Source organism: Nostoc sp. PCC 7107, from assembly GCF_000316625.1.
Classification (GTDB): Bacteria; Cyanobacteriota; Cyanobacteriia; order Cyanobacteriales; family Nostocaceae; genus Nostoc_B.
In genome coordinates, this window is sequence record NC_019676.1 from 2,247,791 (window position 1) to 2,269,474 (window position 21,684).

Sequence of the window (21,684 nt, forward strand, 5' to 3'; positions counted from 1 at the left end):
TCACAATAGTCTGGCGAGATTCTCTCAATCTAGACAATCAAACTAAAATCACTACCAGTGAGAGTAATACTACTATTTCCTAAGCGAGCAAACTCAAACACTGTTCCTGTACCCAAAACATTACCATCTTGGTTATAGAATAAGCTACCAGTACTTTGGCTATAAACAATCCGCTTACTACTAGCGTTGACAAACTGATCATCAGTAACAACCGCAAAGTCAGTTAAAGTTTGTCCTGCACTATTAGTAATAGCTTTGAAGGTACTTTTACTTAGCACAATCTGATCTTGTCCGCCTTCAAAGTCGGTGATATGGTCAATGCCTAAGTTGGTACTAAAGACACCATCCGCTTGGAACAAATATTTATCCTTACCAACTCCTCCAGTGAGGATATCATCATCTAGACCTCCCCAAAGAGTGTCATCCCCAGCTAACCCTTGTAATTGGTCATTGCCGTTACCGCCAGTCAAAATGTTATTCAGTGCATTACCTGTGATAGCATCATTTCCTATGCCACCTGTAGCGTTTTCGATGACGTTGTTAGCCGAGAAAATCAGGTTGAGATTGTTATTAACTGTTTGTGTTGTAGTGATACCTAGATTTAGATTGCTGGAAATAGTAGTGCCGCGAAAGTCAATTGTATCAATTCCGCCTGTAGTCGTTTCTACAATCCTATCAGTGCCTAAAGGAGTAATGGCTGACAATAAGTAGGTATCATTTCCATCTTCACCAGTCAGCGTATTATTGCCACTATTACCTGTGAGAATATTATTGCCTGCATTTCCTGTACCGTTGATTGCGGCTGTTCCTGTGAGGGTGAGGTTTTCGACGTTAGTAGGTAGGTTTGTAGTAACGGAGGTAACGAGAGTATCGGTAATAGTTGTAGTAACGCTTGTGGTCGTACTTAGCGTGGCATTAGTAGGAGATTTCAAACTTAAAATGAAGCTCTCATCTGCTTCATTCAGGGAATCATTGAGAATCGGAATATTGATTACTTGACTAGTCACACCTGGGTTGAACGTCAAAGTCCCTGCGGTGGCTGTATAGTCTGAGCCTGCTGTAGCTGAAGCATTAACAGTTGAATAATAAACGGTAATAGTTTGGCTACTTGCATTCGAGAGTGTGACAAGATAAGTCACATTTTGAGGATTAGTGTTGCCTTCGATAATAGTCTGACTAGAACTGAGATTAATCGTCGGTCGTAAATCATCATTAACTATGCTTCTTGTTATACCAGTTGTTGTGCCAATTTTGTAACCACTACCAGCAGCTAGAGTTAACGTCACGTTTTCATTAGTTTCAAAAGTGGTGTCTGCTGTTGGGTCAATGTTGAGTGTGGCTGTACTTGCACCAGCAGCAAAGGTAATTGTCCCATTTGTAGCTGTGAAACTCGCAGCACCTAATTGGCTATAGTCACTGTTAAATGTAGCTGTGCCACTAACACCATAGTTAACTGTTAAGGCGTTAATATTGCTACCACTTCTGGTAAAGGTGTAAATTAAATTGCTGCTACCATCTTCGTTGACGCTACTTGATGATACAGAAAGGGTGATTGTTGGTAAATCATCATTGACGATGGTTGCTGTTACTGCGGTTGTTGTGCCAATTGTATAACCACTGCCATTAGCCAGAGTTAAAACCACAGTTTCATTAGTTTCAAAAGTGGTGTCTGCTGTTGGGTCAATGGTGAGTGTGGCTGTACTTGCACCAGCCGCGAAGGTAATTGTGCCGGTTGTAGCCGTGAAACTAGTAGCACCCAGTTGGCGGTAGTCGCTGTTAAAGGTAGCTGTGCCACCAACACTATAGTTAACCTTTAATGTATTGGTGGTGCTACCGCTTCTAGTGAAGGTGTAAATTAAATTGCTGCTGCCATCTTCGTCGACACTAGTAGATGATAAGGCAAGACTGACGGTTGGATTACTGGGAATAGTACTACTACTGACAATACTGCCACTGATAAAATACTGTCCCAAACTGCCGTAATCAGTGTAGCCAGTAGAAAGTATATCTCCTTTGCCAACACCATCAATCGCTAAATAATAAGTGCCTGCCGTGACAGTTGTGGCGATCGCCGCAGATAATAAATCAGTAGGATTAGATGATGCAATTAAAGTCCCCGCAGAATTATATAGCTTTGCCAATATATCTAGGTTGGGGCCACGACTAAAGGGATCGACTGTCAAGTTAATCGCTCCCGCACCTGTGACAAAACTATAAAAATCAACATCTGTGTTGCGCTCAATAATGCCACTACCAGTTACAGATGTACCAGAAATTGCCAGTGACTTTGCTGTAGTAATTGTATTCCCAGCATCATCGGTACGGTAGCTAAAACCATTGTAAGTTGTAATAATTTGCAAATCATCTTCTGTATTGTTAGCAGAGGCATACTCACCTTTACTCCACTGGGTTAAGTTCTGGTAGTAGCCAGCCCCCATAATTCCTGCCCAGCCAGTAACCCCGCTACCGTGTCCATTGTAGTATCCTTCTGCTGGGTTAATTCGTCCATCATGGCTGAGTCCCAAAGTATGACCGACTTCATGAGATATAGCTTCAGCTGTATATTTTTCGCTATTTTGCAGGTTTTTACTAAATACATAGGCAGGAGTATCATTATTCCAGTTAAATGAATCAAGGTAAGCAACTCCTCCGGCTCCATCGCCGAGCAAATCGTAACTGCTACCACCAACCACAACACGCACACCCCAGCGAGTATCGGTAGAACCACTCCTAATCAAGTCGTTGATATCTGTGGGAGCTTGGGTTGTGATGTTCACATTAAACGGGCTGAAATCCTCGGCAACACGTTGCCAAATATACTGGATTCTTTCCAGTTCAGCCGAACTAAAGGATGCTGTATTGCCATCAAAATCGAAAGCTGGAGTGACAATGTTAGCCCCACTTTTAAAATCTGTATTCCAGTAAGTCCCAGAGGTCGTATGTCCGTTGAAATCTAAATAAATTGTCTGGTTAGCGCCTGCTAAACTATTGAGGGAAAAAGTCTTAGATAAATCCAAAGTAGCTGATGCAGTTTGAGGTAACTGTGACGTTTGAGCGCTGACTAGATTGAAATTGACTGGAGCCAGCATACAGGAAGAACAACTACACCTTTGAGCATGTGCTTTACTACTTTGAAGAGCCTGAATCAGAGTAGGTTGCAGTATAGATGTGGGTGCTGGTGCTGGGTTGGTTGAGCTATTACTAAGGACTAAATCAGCAAAAATTGCTCCTTTGTCCCCAGAGATGTTTGTTGGTTGAATTACACCATGAATAAAATTGCCGATTTCTTTTAATAGAACAGCTTTGATTGCTGTTGGTGTGGCTGTAGCAATCAAACTATCTAACAGATAAATTTTATTACTACTACTGACATAACCTGTATGAGTATCTTCAAAAATGCTATTACTAATAATTTCGATTTTTGGAAATTGACTAAAATCTCCAGATTGCCATTGAGAATGTAACTTAGCTGCAACGGTGTGGTCATATTCTGTCCCAAAGACAGTGTCAAATAAATTCCAAAAGTTTTTTAAACCAGAAAAATTGCTGAGTTGGTTGTATATTAGCGAACCAGTTAGATTGAGAGTATTACTCATAAAATTAAGATCTACGCAACTATCACAAGCGATAGTAAAGTTAGGTTTGACTATTGCTTGTCAAAGTTGCGTGAGTCTGTCCCAAGTGATTGAGCGATCGCATCTATCACTAAACTATTCTTGGTTATACAATTACAAAAATAATACGAACAAAGAAGAAAATGTATTCAAAAACATGGATGTTATTCGCTACATTTTAATACTGTTTAAGCCTGTTTACCTGAGTTTATCTACTATTATTTTTAATCTCAATAGGAGATAGTAATGTAGTTTATTTACTGAAGAATTTAAATAATTTTACGTAACTCAAAAAAACTAATCTTAAAAATTTAACTAAAAGCAATTTACTTAATTACTTTCAACTACTCATTGCATGAAATCAGAACACAATTTTGCAACAAGTGAGTCAGTAGAAAAAACTAGAATATGCGAAAACACGGGTACATTTAGGCAGTTTATCGCCAAGTGGCTTTAGGTGTTGTGAAATTTATCAGTGATTCAGCGGATATGACATAAATTTTTCATTTAGCTGACTGCATAATTACTTCACCCAGGCACTTAGTCTAGACAAATACGTCACTGATTAATCATCCTTGCTGGTTAATATTAAAAGGAAAGTATGAAAAAAGCAATTATTACTAAAACACTGATTACATTCGTTAGTTTGTTCGCTTTATTTGCTCCTAGCCAAGCATCTGCTCAACTAGTACCACAGCCTTGGGTTTCTGTTGGTGGCAAAGATGGTGATACAACTTATGCAGTGGGCGCTAGAGCTTTAAATTTGGGTGTGGAAGTGGGAAATGGCCCTGACGGAGCTACGGGTGTAGATGTGTTAAAGTTTATCAATTTACCAGTTATTTCTCCCTATGTAGGAGTGGGATTATATTCCCAAGATAAAGGTGTGGCTGTTTCTGGTGGTGTTCAGGTAGGTGCTACAAAACACATCTTTGTAGGTGCGGGGTATAATTCTGTCAGAGGCTTTAATGGACAATTAGGAATTAGATTTTAATTGTGTTATGTAAGATTGGGCATTTTCTCGTAAAATCCTAATATAGTAGAAAATGCTTAGTAGATTAGCCGTAGACTTTAATTCTATGCTTTAATCAGCTGTTTTTTATTATTTAATCTATTTAATAGACATATAGCTTATAATTTCAAAATAATACTTTAATTATTTAAGCTTTTTGCGGTTAAGCCAGCAATTAGTTTACTTAGTTTTATGACTATTTTAAAATTTGATTAGGGCTGCGATCGCTAGACAAAATTTCCCTTCAATTCTACTATGATGCTCGGTAATTGGTTATAGTGCAATTTAATTTATGGTCAAATCTGACCCTGGTCAGTAGTAGTATGATTTATGGTTATTACTTTCAGTGATAGATACCCGCAGTACTTAATGACAAATTGCTGTACTTACACTATTTCCTCTCCACAATTCATTTTATTAATCTAACAGGTATCCCCTTATGGAACAAGGGTTAAGATTACTCATCCAATTTGTATTAGAGTTTGCACCTGTAGTTGTTAATCTAGTACAAAAGAGAACAGCAGACGGTATAACTACAACAAGTTATAAATTACCGCAAGCTATCGAAGAAATTATTGAATTTGTCAAAATTACCACTAATAGCAAAAGTTCCGAAGATGAATTTCAGCAAGAAAAACTTTGGCAACAGCAATTAGCAGTTTATCAACGAGAAACACAATTACAAATCGCCCAGCAACAAAGAGATGTATCTCTCCAGTTACCAGAAGTTAATAAAGTTTTGGATAGCTGGCCTTTAAGATTGTATCCTTCGCAAATTTTAGAGACTCGGAATGCTCACAAAAATATCCCTCTGAAAATTTTTATCGCACCTCCTCAAATTAAGTTTGACCAATTTGATGGTAATCCTGAAGAAATTTCGGAAGTAGAAGGAATTTTAGCGGAAGGTTTGCGTGAATTTATTAATACTAATTATTCTCTGCATCATCCTATCAGACCAACAGAATTTTTAGCAGGTGCTTGGAATAGTAAAAGTTTTCATAGTGAATCGAGTATTAAAGCTTTGTTTATGCTGTTAAAAACAGAGCCGATTTTAATTTTAGAGTCAGACCATGATGGAGATTATTTAAATTTTCGGATTGCTTACTGGGGTTTAGGGCAAGAAAATTATTTTTATAAAACTATCTCTCGGCTACCATACAAAGAGATTTTACGAGGGTTTGCAAAAAGTCGGGCCTTAGAGTGGAAAAAAGTTAGAGATGAATTAGTCAATTTAGGAGAAGACTTAGAAGAAATTAATCAGTTAGGTGGCGATAATGTCCATAATTTAGCAATTTTAGAAAAGACAGAAAAATGGCAAGCGAAAGGAATTGATATCAGCAAACTATCGTTGAAATATCAAATAAATCAGCAAGATATTGCTAAGTTTTGCCAAGTATTAATTACCTGTCATTGTTTAGTTGCGGCTTGGGTAGCAGATGCTTATCACCTAGTGCATCATGATGTACCACCGTTATTACCAGAGTTATTACCTAGTTTTCTCAAAGATAGGCTAGATTTGCCCGCAGTACAAGCAATGTCAGAAAATAATCTACTCCAGATATATGCCACAGGGTATCAACAAGTTTATCAAGCTCTGGAAAAAGAGCGTAGATATTGGGTTCCAGAGTTGGCTTTACAATTAGCGCAGAGTTTATCACATTTACCCGATCGCTCTTGTGCGCAAGAACAAGTAGATTATTCCATCAACACCTGGTTAGAATTACGTCAAGTTAAAACTCAGGAATTTCCTCATCCTCTAGAAGCAATGCTATCTGCCATCAAAATAGAAGATGAGGAATATTTTGATCAACTCAAAGAATATTTTATGGTAGTAGGTGATCGCCAAAGTATTGCATCCATAGAAAAAATCTTACAGGCGATCGCCACCCTCAAAGACAAACGCACTCTCGAATCTCCCGAACTCATCCACACCTTAACAGGTCATTCTGGTAAAGTTGCATCTGTAGCCATTAGTCCTGATGGTGAGACTGTCGTGAGTGGCTGTGCAGATCAAACAATTAATATCTGGAATTTGCAAACCGGCAAACAGATTAGAACTATCACCGGGAATTTAGGTGAAGTTTCATCAGTGGCTATTAGTTCCGATGGGAATTTTCTGGCGGTGGGAAGTTGTCAACATCCCAAAAGCAATGTCACAGTTTGGCATTTAACCACTGGTCAGTTAATCCACACCCTCTTAGGACATCAAAAACCAGTCAACGTTGTCGATATTAGTCCTGATGGGCAGATTCTCGCTAGTGGCAGTAATAAAATTAAAATTTGGAATTTACATAAAGGCGATCGCATTTGTACACTTTGGCATTCTTCAGCTGTTCATGCCGTCGCCATCAGCCCTGATGGTAGCATTTTAGCTAGTGGTAGTTCCGATAGCAAAATTAGGCTGTGGAACCCACGCACAGGTGATCTTCTACGTACACTTACAGGTCATACAGGCGAGATAAAATCAATCGCCATTAGTTCTGATGGACAACTGCTATTTAGCGGTAGTGCGGATACAACTATTAAAATTTGGCATTTGCTTACAGGTAAACTTTTGCAGACTCTCAACGGTCACTCAGATGCAGTCAAATCAATCACTTTGAGTCCTGATGGACAACTGCTATTTAGTGGTAGTAGCGATCGCACAATTAATATTTGGCAGATTGCGACAAATGAAATCCTCTACACACTCACCGGACATTCAGGAAGCGTAAATTCTCTCGCTCTCAATCCTGATGGTAAATTTTTAGTTAGTGGTAGTTCTGATCAAACAATCAAAATTTGGCAAGTTTAGCAAATTGCTGAATATAAACTTGAATACCTGATTTGTGTAAGAAGCTAACTTTTATGATACTTACGTAGAATTACTGTGAATTTTAAAATTACAATATTTGTTTTCTAATAAATTATTTAGACAAAATGAATTGCTGATTAAATATTGATTAAAACCCTTATTCAGTAAGGAATAAATATAAAACTACTTGTCTATCATATACTTAAATATCTTTGCATAGGTATTGATTATAGCGATTTTATGAAGTTAAAGATTTGAATTAACATCTAGACCATTAAAATAAGCTGTGTCAAGATAAACTTCTAGCTGCGTATTCTTATCTTCGGAATTTTAGATGATAATTTTACAAGCTAGATTAAAAACTACTTGCGTTAAATTGCTGAAACAAAATCGAAATCTAGAGTTAATAATTTGTAGAAACTACACATTACTGATACCTTGTAGAACTTTTCCCCTTTGAATATACTCTGCCTACCGCTCAAGAGCTTATTGAAATAGAAATAGCTTTTTGCCTCTGCAAGATAGCCTATAGCTTCTAATTTGAAGCATACAGTTAGCTAATCAAACATTTTATCTGTAATTCACTTAGGATTGAAATATCACCAAATTATTAATTTAAAAATAGGAAAATGCTAATCTTCTAATTCTCGATTTCACAAGTTTCAACTTTGAAATTCCAGTTTTATCATTGACATCTTCTCCATCATATAATTTCGCATCTTTCGAGCAAATACGTATCTGTAATTATAATGAATAATCAGAATTCTCTACTTCATAAAACCGTAGTTTCTCTCATCGATTTCGTTTTTCAGAAATATCATGATGAACTAGCTGTGATTATCGAAGATCAGCAGTTTACCTATAGTGAATTGCAGCGGCGAATAGAACAGTTATCTCAATACTTAACAGCACAAGGTTCGCTAAAACCAAACAGTTTAGTGGGATTGTGTATAGAACCTTCTTTTGAAATGGTGATTGCAATCTGCGCCATTTTAAAAGCAGGTGCAGCGTTTGTTCCTCTTGATCCTGATTTACCCCGTCAGCGACTTAGTTACATGATTTCTGACGCTAAATTAACCACAATTTTGACACAGCAAAAGTTTGCCTTTGATATTGAACCAGCAATGCGGCAAAGTGGTTTGGATGGACAAATGTGTTTTTTAGACACTCCTACAGTCTGGCAACCTTTAACTGCATCCTCTTCATTACCTTCCGTAGAGCCTGAGCAATTAGCATACATAATTTATACATCTGGTTCTACAGGCGTTCCTAAAGGCGTAATGCTTACCCATCAAGGGTTGCTAAATCTTGCAGAAGCTAGTTGTCACACTTTTAATATCGAGCCAGGCTTGCGTTTACTTCAGTTTGCTTCTATCAGTTTTGATGCTGCCATCTGGGAAATCTTCACAGCCTTATGTGGTGGTGCAACTTTAGTACTAGGTGCAAGAGAGCAAATGCTTCCTGGGCAACTCTTAGCAAACTTCATCACAAAACACAGGGTAAATTGGGTGATGCTACCTCCCTCTGTACTCGCAACACTCACACCTTTCTGCAATTATTTACCTGATTTACAAATGGTGGTAGTCGGTGGTGAAGCTTGTCCTGTATCACTTGCCAAAGGCTGGGTTTCTTCGCACACGCGCTTTTTCAATGCTTATGGGCCAACAGAAATCACAGTTTGTTGCACAATGTACGAATTCCAGCAACAAGATATGAGTCTGCCTATTGGCTCTGCACTACCAAATGTAGAACTATACATTCTCAATGAAGAACTCCAACTTTGTCATAGTGGTGAAAAGGGCGAGCTATATGTAGGTGGTATGGGAGTAGCTCAAGGCTATCTAGACAAACCAGAAATTACAAGTTCTCGTTTTGTAGACAACCCTTTTGGTGCAGGCAAAATCTATAAAACAGGTGATATCGTTTACGAAGATCCACATCAGCCTGGGCTGTTACACTATGCTGGTAGGTCTGATCATCAGGTGAAAATTCGGGGCAAGCGGATAGAAATAGAAGCAATTGAAATGATCCTTGCCCAACATCCTGGAGTACAAACAAATGCTGTTAAAGCAATTAGAAGTGTACGTATAGAAAGTAGCGATATGCCAGAAAATTATGGTGTATCGATGCTTGTTGCATACATCGTTCCGAAAACTGGGCAGTTTTTAACAGAAAAGCACTTACAACGTTTTGCGGCTGAACAATTACCAGATTATATGGTGCCTACGCGTTTTGTGTTCATGGACGAATTACCCTTGCTACCTAATCGCAGTAAAGTAGACCGAAATGCTTTACCAGAACTTCCTCAAACACCATCTTTTGTTACTGAGACGATGGATAACTCCATCAAAATAGCGGTAGTTTTTGATGAAGCTTTAGAATTACCTACTGGTACTTGCAAGCCTCACTCTAATTTTTTTGAGATGGGTGGAAGTTCCTTGTGTATAGCGCATATTTTATATGGACTCGAACGCGATTTTGGTATCGCTATTCCTTCTCGCTTAATTTATGAGTATCCAACACCATCAGATGTAGCAAGATTATTAGAGCGGTTTAAACTCAAAAGTGAAAGCGCTATTAATGATAGATACATTGACTTACAAGCAGAAGCAGTACTTCCTCCAGATTTGAATACATCTATTTGGCAAAAACCACCACAAGCTAAATATGACTGTGCATTAATTACAGGTACAACAGGTTTTCTCGGCGCACACTTGCTTGATGAACTATTGACAAGAGGTAGTTATAAGAAAATTTATTGTCTGATTCGGGCAGAAAACCAGTCCATTGCAATTGAGAGGCTGCGAGCAACCTTCATTCAATATCAACTACCAACGGCAAAACTGGCGCAGGTAAGTGTCATCAATGGCGATATTGAGCAACCACAGTTGCAATTATCAACACAATTATTTGACCAGCTGGGTGAAGAAGTTGACCAAATTTATCATGTAGCTGCTGATACTAACTACATCAAACCTTACTCACTGATCAAAAAATCCAATGTTGATGGAACTGCAAATATCCTGACTTTAGCTGCACATCTTCGTCATAAAACTTTGCATTACCTATCTACCCTAGCTGTTTATGGCTCAATTACATCTTTGCTGGGTATAAATGAAGTTGCAGAGGAGTTTGATATTGATCTGTGTGAAGGAATCATCTCTGTAGAGTATGGATATGTACGGTCAAAATGGGTGGCGGAAAGGATGTTGCACTCAGCCCAAGCAAAAGGATTAGCCGTTTCTATTTACCGTCCCGGTTTTATTTCTGGACACAGACAAACCCAAGTTGCGAACCTCAATGATATGTTCTATCGTTTTGTCAGTGGCTGCATCCAGATGGGTATGTATCCCGATTTTCCTGAAAAACGTTGGGTACCAACACCTGTAGACTATGTTGCTGAGGCGATCGCTCACCTTTCTTTGGATGCAAAATATACAGGTGGTCAGTACAATATTCTGGTACCGCCGGAAAAAGAATTAAGCCATCTAGAAATATTTGAATACTTTAAAGAATTGGGCTATCCTCTACAAAAGATTTCTCCAAAAAACTGGTTGAATGCTTTGTCTACTTTGTCAACAACTAATCCCTTGCATCCATTGATTTCTTTCTTCCAAGAGAAAGTATATCAAGACCGCAGCACTATCTTAGAGGTTCATCATCGCACTCCTGATTTCCAAACCAAAAATGTCCTTCAGGCTATCGAGGATACTAATATTGAGTGTCCAACAATAGATAAGAATCTGATTAGACAATACCTACCCAACTTTGATAAACATTTCTCGACCAGACAACTCCAAGATGCAGCAGCGCTAAACTATTAGCCTAAAACTAGATTCCCGATTTTTATCAGCAGTCGGGAATCTAGATATTTCAACTTCATAAATAAATAAGTTTACTAAAGTATCAAAATCTTTAATTTGTAACTCAATAAAAAAATAGTTAATTTTTTTAACTATTTTTTGTTTATTCACAAAGGGAATGAAAATGCTAACAGTTGATTTAATATCAGGGTATGAATTAACCGAAATACTCCATGAAGGAGATGACACAATTATTTATCGCGCCATATCAGAGTATGACAAACAACCGAGCATTTTGAAAGTCTTGAAAGCAGATTATCCTTCCATAGATGCGATCGCGCGTCTGAGACATGAATACAAAATTACAGAAAACCTGAATTTAGCAGGTGTCGTTAAAGTTTTAAGACTTGAAACCCACAAAAATCGCTTAGCGATCGTCTTTGAAGATATTCATGGCTACTCTTTGAAACAACTGCTAAGTCAAAGCAGACAAGATTTAAAGAGTTTTATGAGCATTGCCATTCAACTAGCAAAAGCTCTAGTATCAGTACATAATTGCCATATTATTCATAAAGATATTAAACCTGCTAACATCATCATTAACCCAAAAACTGGGCTTGTCAAACTGACTGATTTTAGTATTGCTTCACGTTTAGATAAAGAAATAACCCAACTCGCTAACCCCAACCAACTAGAAGGCACTCTTGTATATATGTCCCCGGAACAAACCGGGAGAATGAACCGCAACCTTGACTATCGAAGTGATTTTTATTCTCTTGGGGTGACTTTCTATGAAATGCTTACCGATCAGTTACCTTTTCAAAGTAATGATCCTCTAGAGTTAGTTTACTCTCATATTGCTAAAGAACCTACAGACATTGGATTATTAAACTCCGAAATTCCTAGTGCTATCTCGTCTCTGGTAAAGAAACTGATGGCAAAAAATGCTGAAGACCGCTATCAAACAGCTAAAGGATTGTTGGCAGATTTAGAAATATGTCAAGAACAGTTAGAAACAACAGGTGAAATCTCAAATTTCACTCCTGGTCGTTTAGATATTTTAAGCCAATTGCTAATTCCTCAAAAGCTTTATGGCAGAGAAAGTCAAGTTAATTCACTTTTAGAAGCTTTTGAGCGAGTTAGTCAAGGCAAGCGTGAACTTATTTTAGTTTCTGGCTATTCAGGAATTGGTAAATCTTCTGTAGTGAATGAAGTAAATAAACCAATCACTCGTGCCAAAGGCTTCTTTATTAGTGGTAAATTTGACCAATTTCAACGAAATGTTCCCTATGCCTCATTGATTCAGGCTTTTAGTTCATTAATGAGGCAATTGCTTACAGAAGATGATACTCAGTTTGAAATATGGCGGCGTAAAATATTAGCAGCTGTTAAGTCCTATGGAAAAGTCATTATTGATGTAATTCCAGAAGTGGAATTAGTCATTGGTAAACAACCAGAAGTAGCTCAACTAAGTGCAGCAGAATCACAAAATCGCTTTAATCGTGTTTTTACAGACTTTATCCGCGTGTTTGCCACAAAAGATCACCCTTTGGTAATATTTTTAGATGACTTGCAATGGAGTGATTCAGCTACCCTCAAGTTAATACAATTACTCATTACTGACCAGAAAACTAAATATTTACTTTTAATAGGTGCTTATCGAAATAATGAAGTTACAATTACACATCCTTTAATCCAGAAAATAGACGAAATTAATAAAAGCCATAATCTTGTTCAGGATATTGTTTTACAAGCTCTATCTATTGATAACTATCATCAATTAATTGCTGATACACTGAATGAAAATTCCGATAAAATCAACCCATTAGTAGATTTACTTTACAATAAAACAGCAGGCAATCCATTTTTTTTAACACAGTTATTACTCGTATTACATCAAGAAAATTTATTTAATTTTGACTTTAATACTGGTTTGTGGCAGTGGGACATAGACAAAATCCAAACAATTGGGATTATTGATAAACGCATTGTAGAATTAATTGCCAGCAGAATTAAAAACCTGCCGATCGCTACACAAGAAATATTGAAACTAGCTGCGTGTATTGGTAATAGATTTTCTCTAGATATTCTGTCTATTGTCAGCGGTAAATCACCAGCAACTACGGCAAGTGATCTGTACGCAGCATTGCAATGTGGACTAATTCTACCTTTGAGTGATGCTTATCGCATACCCTTAGTTTTTGAACAGGAGGAATCTGTTAAATTAACTTTTGATTCCAAACAGATTAGTTATAAGTTTTTACATGATCGCATTCAGCAAGCTGCTTATTCGTTAATTCCTGAAAATCAAAAACAAGGAACTCATTTACGAATAGGTCGTTTATTACTAGAACAGACACCTGCTGAATTATTGTCAGAAAATATTTTAGATATTGTTAATCAACTGAATGTTGGTTGGGATTTATTAACTCAACAATCACAAAAGTATGAACTAGCCAAACTTAATCTACTTGCTGGTAAAAAAGCAAAAGCGGCTACTGCTTATGAGGCGGCTGCGAAATATTTGAATATAGGGTTAAAGCTGTTAATAGCAGATAGTTGGCAAAAATACTATGAATTAACCTTGGACTTATATACTGAAACCACAGAGATAGAGTATTTAAATGGTGATTTTGAACAGTCTAATCATTTAGGAAATATTGCTGTCAATCGAGCCAATAATATTCTAGACAAGGTGAAGCTATATGAAGTAAAAATGCTAACTTACATGGCACAAAATCAGATGCCAGAAGTTTTAGAAATTGGCGTAAAAGCCCTGAGAGAATTAGGTGTAATATTACCAAATAACCCTACACAATTACATGTTCTATTAGCCTTAATAGAGACAAAAATAGCATTAATAGGTAAACCAATTGAAAAGTTAGCTTTGTTACCTGATATGTCTGATCCTGATAAACTAGCAGCGATGCAAATTTTATTGCAAATTGTGCCAGCAGCTAGTCAGGCAGGCTCTTTTCTATTTGTGTTATCTGTATTAGCGATGGTGAGATTATCTATTAAATATGGTAAATCACCTGTTTCAGCTTACGGTTATGCAGCTTATGGAACTATTTTAACTGATAAATTTAACCAAGTTGAAACAGGATATAAATTGGGTAAGCTGGCAGTAGATTTACTGGCAAATATGAATGATAACTCGATCAAAGCGACTGTTTACTTTGTCAATAATGGAACGATTAGCTTTTATAAAGAACATCTGAAAGATACAATTCCACCACTTTTAGAAGGGATGCAGAGTGGATTAGAATTAGGCAATATCGAAAATGCTGGTTATTGTGCTGTAATTGCAGGTTATCATGCTTTACTTTCTGGAGAAAATTTGGAATCTGTAGATAAGAAAATATCTGGCTATGTTGATTTAATGCAGAAATTAAAGTTGCAATCTCTAGGGGTAGCTACAAGTATGTTCAGACAAGTAGCTTTAAATTTGCAAGGAAAGTCATCGCAAAAAGCTGTTTTAATTGGTGAGGCTTTTGATGAAATTACAATGGCAGCAGAATTATTAAAAAATTACTCTTTTAAAGGATTTTATTATGGATGCAAAACCATAGTATGTTATTTATTTGACGAATATGCACTAGCAATTGAGAATGCCATATTAGCTGAAAAAACTCATGCTGACAACGTAGGATTACTAATTTATACTGCTAATAATTTTTATCATTCTTTAGCTCTGACAGCACTGTGTAATCAGGCTTTACCTTTACAAAAGAAGCAATATTTAAAACAGGTAACAGCTAATCAACAGAAAATGAAAAAATGGTCTATACAAGCATCATGTAACTTCCAACATAAATATGAGCTAGTAGAAGCAGAAAAAGCTAGAGTATTAGGTAAATTTCAAGTAGCCATAGACTTATATGATTGTGCTATTGCGGGTGCAAAGAAGCATGGTTATGTCGCTGAAGAAGCTTTAGCTAATGAACTAGCAGCTAAATGTTATATAGATTTTGGTAAAGAAAAAATTGCCAAAATGTACATAACTGAAGCTTATTATGGTTATATTCATTGGGGAGCTATGGCGAAAATTCAATACTTGGATGAACACTATAATAATTTAATTATTCGTAGTGTAAATTGGAAGCAATCAGAAATAGATGTTACCCGAACAATCGCCACAACAAAAATCAACTATTCAGGAACAACAAGTAACAACGATGGGATTTTAGATTTAGCAACAATCCTAAAAGCTTCACAAGCAATTAGTAGCGAAATAGTGCTAGATAAACTCCTAGAAAAACTTTTGCAAATAATTCTCGAAAATGCTGCTGCTCAAAAGGGTTGTCTGATTTTATTTAAAGATAATGAATTATTCCTAGAAGCAGTTAATAGTATAGATAGCAATTCGATTATTTTGCAATCAACTCCGGTAAAAGCAAGTAAAGATATTCCAGTACCTATAATTGAATACGTTGCTAGAACGCAAGAAGTTTTAGTGATCAATGATGTTCTTTCAGAGCCTAATTATCAATCAAATCTTTATATTCAGCAGCACAAACCAATTTCAATATTATGTAATCCTATCTTCTATCAAGGTAAATTTATTGGAATTTTGTACTTAGAAAACAAACTCATTGCTAGTGCATTCACGAAAGAAAATATCAAAGTTTTGAATTTAATTACATCTCAAGCAGCCATTTCTTTAGAGAACTCTCGGCTATATCAGCAAGCTCAAAATTACGCCAAACAATTAGAATCTTCCCTGTCTGACCTCACAGAAATGCAACTGCAATTAGTACAGAGTGAAAAAATGTCTACTTTGGGCAATTTAGTTTCAGGTATAGCGCATGAAATTAATAATCCCATCGGCTTTATTATTGGCAATTTAAAACCTGCAAGTGAATATATCCAAGATTTATTAAAAGTAATTGACTTGTATGAAAACTATTATCCTCAACCTGCCCCAGAAATAACAAAAACTTTGCGTGATGTAGATGTAGAATATGTGCGGGAAGATTTGCCTAAACTAATTGCTTCGATGCAAGAAGGAATCAATCGTATTTATGATGTCAGCCTCAGTTTGCGTACATTCTCCAGAGGCGATACTCAAAAACCAAGTATTTGTAATCTTCATGAAATTTTTGATAGTACAATTTTAATTCTCAAGCACCGCCTGAAAGCTTCACAAGCTCGTCCCGCAATTGAAGTTGTCAAAAATTATGACGACATTCCACTAGTGCGGTGTTTTCCTGGTCAACTTAGCCAAGTATTTATGAATTTAATAGCCAATGCTATTGATGCTTTGGAAGAGTCCAATATAGGACGCAATATAGATGAGATAAAAGCTCATCCCAATCGCATTATGCTCACTACCAAACTTAATGAAGAGCATAAAAGTGTATTAATCTACATTAAAGATAATGGTGTTGGGATGACTCCTGAAGTTAAGCAGAAAATTTTTGATCACCTATTTACAACCAAACCAGTAGGTAAAGGAACTGGCTTGGGATTAGCGATCGCTCGTCAAATTATCATTGAAAAACATGGTGGAAGTATTGAGGTGAATTCTGTATCTGGGCAAGGAACAGAGTTTATTATCCAGTTACCACTATAAATAAAATTAGCCACAGAGTGGGCAGAAAACTTGCTTTATTTCTGTAGTCAGTGATTTCCTATAGCCCTATTTAATGTAAAGAATTAATACTTTGTTTTAATCTAGAGGATATTATTTTGTTACTATAGATACATATCTACTAAGATGATATCCGAAAATTGCCAATTTTAAAACCCTTTATTATTGCTCTGATACTCAGTGATTAACTTTAAAGATACTTTGAGTTAGAAGTATCTTTTTTATTGTAAATTTTTTGATCGCTCATTCATCTACCCGTCGCACTCAGGTAAATTCTGAATTCTCATAAATTACTTTTGTATTACTATAGCCATCAAGTAGCTGTGTAATATAGGGTTCTTGGTGTAAAAATGCGGAACCAAAATTAAAGCGATCACACTGACAACCCATCAATGCGATCGCTTTTTAGTTTATATAAGATTTTAGTTTCAGTCTAGATTTTTACTCAGCGATTCAATATAAGATCTAAAATTTACTATTGCAAAATCACAATGGCAGACCTGACTCCTAACTCTAGTTTTAGTTTGACCCTACGGTTGCAGATTCCCAACCGCGTGGGGATGTTGGCATCAGTGACACAGGCGATCGCTACCAGTGGTGGTAATCTGGGTCAAATAGATTTAATTGAGCAAACCCGTCAAGAATCTACCCGCGACATTACTGTTGATGCTGCTAGTACAGAACACGCTGAAACTATTGTCCAAGCGATCAAAGAACTACCAAACATCAAATTGCTAGATGTTTACGATCGCACTTTTAACTTACACCGTGGTGGCAAAATTAGCATTACCAGTCGTATCGCTCTTAAAAGTGTTTCTGATTTAGCAATGGCGTATACTCCCGGCGTGGGGAGGATTTGTAAAGCGATTGCCGAAAATCCAGAGGAAGTTTATAATCTGACAATTAAACAAAACACTGTTGCCATTGTTACTGATGGTAGTGCTGTTTTAGGATTGGGCAATCTCGGCCCGGCGGCGGCTTTACCTGTGATGGAAGGTAAAGCTATGCTATTCAAGGAATTTGCTGGCATCGATGCCTTTCCAATCTGCCTAGCTACGCAAAATACCGATGAGATTGTTCAGGCTGTCAAGCAGATTGCACCTGTGTTTGGGGGTGTGAATTTAGAAGATATTGCTGCACCGCGCTGCTTTGAAATAGAACAAAGATTGCGTCAGGAATTAGATATTCCGGTCTTCCATGATGACCAACATGGGACAGCAATTGTGACTTTAGCTGCATTATACAATTCTCTCAAATTAGTCCACAAATCAATGGCAGACATCCGCATTGTAATTAATGGTGCGGGTGCGGCGGGTGTGGCGATCGCGCGGTTGTTGCGAAAAGCTGGGGCGCAAACCATTTTGATGTGTGACTCCAAAGGTATTCTGTCTACTAGCCGCACAGATTTGACCGAAGAAAAACAAGAATTCGCAGTCAAAGCCCAAGGTACCTTAGCTGGCGCAATGCAAGGTGCAGATGTCTTCATCGGTGTCAGCGCACCAGGAGTTTTAACACCAGAAATGGTACAAGCAATGGCTAAAGACCCCATTGTGTTTGCAATGGCCAATCCGATTCCCGAAATTCAGCCAGAATTGGTTAGCAAAACTGTGGCGATTATGGCGACTGGACGCAGCGATTACCCAAATCAAATTAATAATGTGTTGGCTTTTCCGGGAGTGTTTCGCGGGGCTTTAGATTGTCGCGCTAAAGAAATCACTACCAAAATGTATTTAGAAGCTGCTAGTGCGATCGCTTCTTTAGTCAACCCAGCCGATTTGAATCCCGAACATATTATTCCTTCTGTGTTTGATGCGCGTGTCGCCCCAGCTGTAGCGGCATCTGTACAAAGGGCAGCCCGTGAAGAAGGTATTGCCAAGAGTTGAGTATAATTTTTGTGGGATAGGCAAGTTGCCTATCTCCCAGAAAAAGACAGTAGAGATCAATTAACCGCAGATGTACGCAGCGAAAAGTTTGCGCGTTCGGGTTTCCCGGCGCAAAACTTTTAAAGACAGATACACGCAGATAAAATTCACTCATGCAGTATCCTTTTGGAAGTGAGTTCATCGCAGAACTACCGCTAATTTTGGCAGGGCCAATGCTACAACATACTGAATCAACAGCCGTGACGGTATGGATAGCCTTAAAGCAATCTTGTCAGGTGGAACTAAAGGTTTATGAAACAAGCAATAATGGCGCAATATTAGGAAATTATTTGTTTGCTGGGCAACGCGCTACAGTTGCCTTGGGTGAATATCTGCATGTTGTGGCAGTAACGGCTCAATGTCAAGATGGAAATCATCTGGTGAGCGATCGCATCTATGCCTATGACTTACAATTCGTCTGTGGTGCAGAACAGCAAACTCTATCCCAAGCATTAAGTTCTCAGAATTTTGCCGCCGATAGTATCAGTTATTTTGACCATCAAAAACCAACGTTTGCTCTATCTCCCAGTCGTCTGCAAGATTTAAAAATTGTCCACGCTTCTTGTCGGAAACCGCATGGTCATGGGCTAGATGCCTTACCAATTTTAGACGGTTTAATTGCCAATACAGCGAGTCAACCCCAACGCCGCCCCCATCAATTGTTTCTCACTGGCGACCAAATTTATGGCGATGATGTTGCTGATCCTTCATTGTGGGTAGCGACTCATTTGGGTGATATCTTGCTGGGTTGGGAAGAAAAATTACCTGTGAGTCCGATTTATTGCACTCCCAAGCAATTACCCACCAGACAAAGGGCAGAAATTGCTACTGAACAAGCTGGTTTCACTGCCGGATTACATAACAAATACAGTAAAGTTAACAGTCACCTGCTCAGTTTGGGGGAGTATTACGCAGCTTATTTATTAACTTGGTCACCTGTGTGTTGGCCACGGAAATTTCCCCTAGGAAAAGAAGTAACTAGCGATCGCCAAGGTATCAAAAACTGGCATCGAGAAGTCAAAGATTTACAACAATTCATTTATACTTTGGGAAAAGTGCGGCGTGCTTTGGCAAATATTCCCACTTACACAATTTTTGATGACCACGATGTTAGCGATGACTGGAATTTAAATCAAGCTTGGTGTTTACGCGTTTTGGGCAAACCTTTAGGGCGGCGGGTAGTGCAGAATGCTTTATTAGCTTATAGTGTGTTTCAAGCTTGGGGAAATACACCTGAACAATTTACCTTTGGTCAAGCTGGGGAAAAATTGTTGGCGGCGGCGGAAATTTGGTCAGCTTCCCACGGAACAGATGTGAATGCTGATCAAGAGATCGCTCTTTATGTTGGTCTGCCAGATACCGATTCTCTCACAGACTTACCAACCTTTGCCCAAGATGGTTCAGTATTAATTCTGGCACGACATCCTCAATCCCTCGATTGGCATTACACCATTCGCAGCCCAATTCATGAAGTAATTGTTCTCGATACCCGGACTTGGCGGGGTTATCCAGCCGACCAAAAACCCATCGCCCCACCCAGATTGTTATCACCCCAAGCTTTAAAACAACAACTGCTGACACCTTTACAAGAAACAACCAATATTCCCACTACATTTGTCATTGCACCTACCAATGTATTTGGTTTAAAAGTTATTGATTGGGTTCACCATTGGCACTTACAAAATGAGAAAGTTTTTTCTACAGATGTGGGTGATGCGTGGAATATTCATACAGAAGCACTAGCTCAATTTCTCGCCACATTATTCGCTCAACGTCAACAAGTTATTGTCTTGTCGGGAGATATTCACTATAGTTCTGTGGTGCGTTTATCTCATAAAAATGTTGATTCACCCTCCGCATCTGTGTTGGTACAATTAACCTGTAGCGCGTTAAAAAATGAAGAATTACTGACGCGGTTAATTCATACAAAATTGAAAAATTGGCTGTTACCAGAGAAACTGCGGTATTGGTTGGGTTGGAATCATCCAGTGGATATGGTAGAAATTTCAGCTAAAAAATGGCACCGCCGACAGTCGCGCCAGCCTGATTGGCGGTGTGCTTTAGAGGTGATTCCTCGACAAAAAACCCGCCCTGTTGACTTAGCCACGGATGTGTTAAGTTTTATCGCACCTTGGAATCGACCAGAAAAGGCTAAGTGGCGATCGCTACAATTTTTAATGTTTTGGCGCTCCAAGTGGTTTCAAGATGGAAAAGAAGTAGTAGGAATGAATAATTTAGCATTAGTGCAGTTTGAACCGACAGATGAAAGTCTTGCTAGTAAAGTCATTCAAGATTTATACTGGTTCTCTTCCTGGTATACAACAGAACTGGTTTATTCTCGGTTTGAGACTCAGCTGCAACCCAATGATGATTTGTTCGATTAGGAATCTCATCAATTGTTGGTGTAGCTAATGTTAATGGATAAAACCTAATTACTCAGTAACAAAATCTTGCAGCCTAAGTTTGGAGCTTTAGTAAATATGATTACCTACACCAATGCTCAATTCCGTTCGATTTTATTTGGATTAGGATATCTAGCTCAAGATTTTGCAGCTGCGTCAAAAGGGTTTCCGGTTAGTAAAGATAATTCTCAGTTAACAACCATTAAAATTTTACAAGCTATCAAAAACTTTCAGGCAGATTATGGACTACTAGTAGATGGTGTAGTCGGGCCAAAAACAATGGCGAAAGCAGAAGAAGTCATCAGAATTCTGCAATATGAGTTGAATGTAGTTGTCAAAGCAGATTTACCCAAAGATCATCCCTTTTATGGGCCAAGAACTGTAGCCGCAGTTAAAAAGTTTGCCGCCCAATATTCATCTGAGGATGAAGGAATGATAACTGGTGTCGCCACCTTAGAAATTCGCAAAAATCTTGATCGCGTAGCAAAACAATTAATCTAATTCACTCGTTCTCTGTTTTCTTTTAAGAAATTAAATTTGCGATCGC

At 38.0% G+C, this 21,684-nt stretch carries 8 protein-coding genes; 7 read left to right on the forward strand and 1 reads right to left on the reverse strand.

What is annotated here, in order from left to right; all coding sequences use genetic code 11:
- Nucleotides 1-29: 29 nt before the first annotated feature.
- On the reverse strand, nucleotides 30-3,596 hold the full coding sequence (locus NOS7107_RS27745; protein ID WP_015112795.1) for a Calx-beta domain-containing protein: 3,567 nt from the start codon (nucleotides 3,594-3,596) through the stop codon (nucleotides 30-32).
- Between the two features lie 619 nt (nucleotides 3,597-4,215).
- Here NOS7107_RS27745 and NOS7107_RS09720 point away from each other — a divergent pair.
- The 7 genes from NOS7107_RS09720 to NOS7107_RS09750 all read left to right on the forward strand — a co-directional run bounded on the left by NOS7107_RS09720 (nucleotide 4,216) and on the right by NOS7107_RS09750 (nucleotide 21,638).
- The gene (locus tag NOS7107_RS09720; protein WP_015112796.1) at nucleotides 4,216-4,605 is read left to right on the forward strand and encodes a hypothetical protein; all 390 of its coding nucleotides are present in this window, start codon (nucleotides 4,216-4,218) and stop codon (nucleotides 4,603-4,605) included.
- A gap of 457 nt (nucleotides 4,606-5,062) precedes the next feature.
- Entirely contained in the window at nucleotides 5,063-7,417 is a 2,355-nt protein-coding gene (locus NOS7107_RS09725) for a WD40 repeat domain-containing protein (RefSeq protein ID WP_015112797.1), read from the forward strand.
- Between the two features lie 749 nt (nucleotides 7,418-8,166).
- Nucleotides 8,167-11,241 (forward strand): amino acid adenylation domain-containing protein, encoded by a 3,075-nt coding sequence (locus NOS7107_RS09730; protein ID WP_015112798.1) that lies wholly within the window; start codon nucleotides 8,167-8,169, stop codon nucleotides 11,239-11,241.
- 163 nt (nucleotides 11,242-11,404) lie between these two features.
- Entirely contained in the window at nucleotides 11,405-16,795 is a 5,391-nt protein-coding gene (locus NOS7107_RS09735) for an ATP-binding sensor histidine kinase (RefSeq protein WP_015112799.1), read from the forward strand.
- 509 nt (nucleotides 16,796-17,304) lie between these two features.
- Nucleotides 17,305-18,696 (forward strand): malic enzyme-like NAD(P)-binding protein, encoded by a 1,392-nt coding sequence (locus NOS7107_RS09740; protein WP_015112801.1) that lies wholly within the window; start codon nucleotides 17,305-17,307, stop codon nucleotides 18,694-18,696.
- Between the two features lie 152 nt (nucleotides 18,697-18,848).
- A complete protein-coding gene (locus tag NOS7107_RS09745; RefSeq protein WP_015112802.1) occupies nucleotides 18,849-21,119 on the forward strand; it encodes a hypothetical protein in 2,271 nt (756 codons plus the stop codon).
- Nucleotides 21,120-21,215: 96 nt separating this feature from the next.
- A complete protein-coding gene (locus NOS7107_RS09750) occupies nucleotides 21,216-21,638 on the forward strand; it encodes a peptidoglycan-binding protein (protein ID WP_015112803.1) in 423 nt (140 codons plus the stop codon).
- The last annotated feature ends 46 nt before the right edge of the window (nucleotides 21,639-21,684 follow it).

What these genes read in the sequence shown, in the direction of transcription:
- NOS7107_RS27745 (WP_015112795.1), bottom strand. Translation starts at nt 3,596, where the DNA reads ATGAGTAATACTCTCAATCTAACTGGTTCGCTAATATACAACCAACTC.
- NOS7107_RS09720 (WP_015112796.1), top strand. Translation starts at nt 4,216, where the DNA reads ATGAAAAAAGCAATTATTACTAAAACACTGATTACATTCGTTAGTTTG.
- NOS7107_RS09725 (WP_015112797.1), top strand. Translation starts at nt 5,063, where the DNA reads ATGGAACAAGGGTTAAGATTACTCATCCAATTTGTATTAGAGTTTGCA.
- NOS7107_RS09730 (WP_015112798.1), top strand. Translation starts at nt 8,167, where the DNA reads ATGAATAATCAGAATTCTCTACTTCATAAAACCGTAGTTTCTCTCATC.
- NOS7107_RS09735 (WP_015112799.1), top strand. Translation starts at nt 11,405, where the DNA reads ATGCTAACAGTTGATTTAATATCAGGGTATGAATTAACCGAAATACTC.
- NOS7107_RS09740 (WP_015112801.1), top strand. Translation starts at nt 17,305, where the DNA reads ATGGCAGACCTGACTCCTAACTCTAGTTTTAGTTTGACCCTACGGTTG.
- NOS7107_RS09745 (WP_015112802.1), top strand. Translation starts at nt 18,849, where the DNA reads ATGCAGTATCCTTTTGGAAGTGAGTTCATCGCAGAACTACCGCTAATT.
- NOS7107_RS09750 (WP_015112803.1), top strand. Translation starts at nt 21,216, where the DNA reads ATGATTACCTACACCAATGCTCAATTCCGTTCGATTTTATTTGGATTA.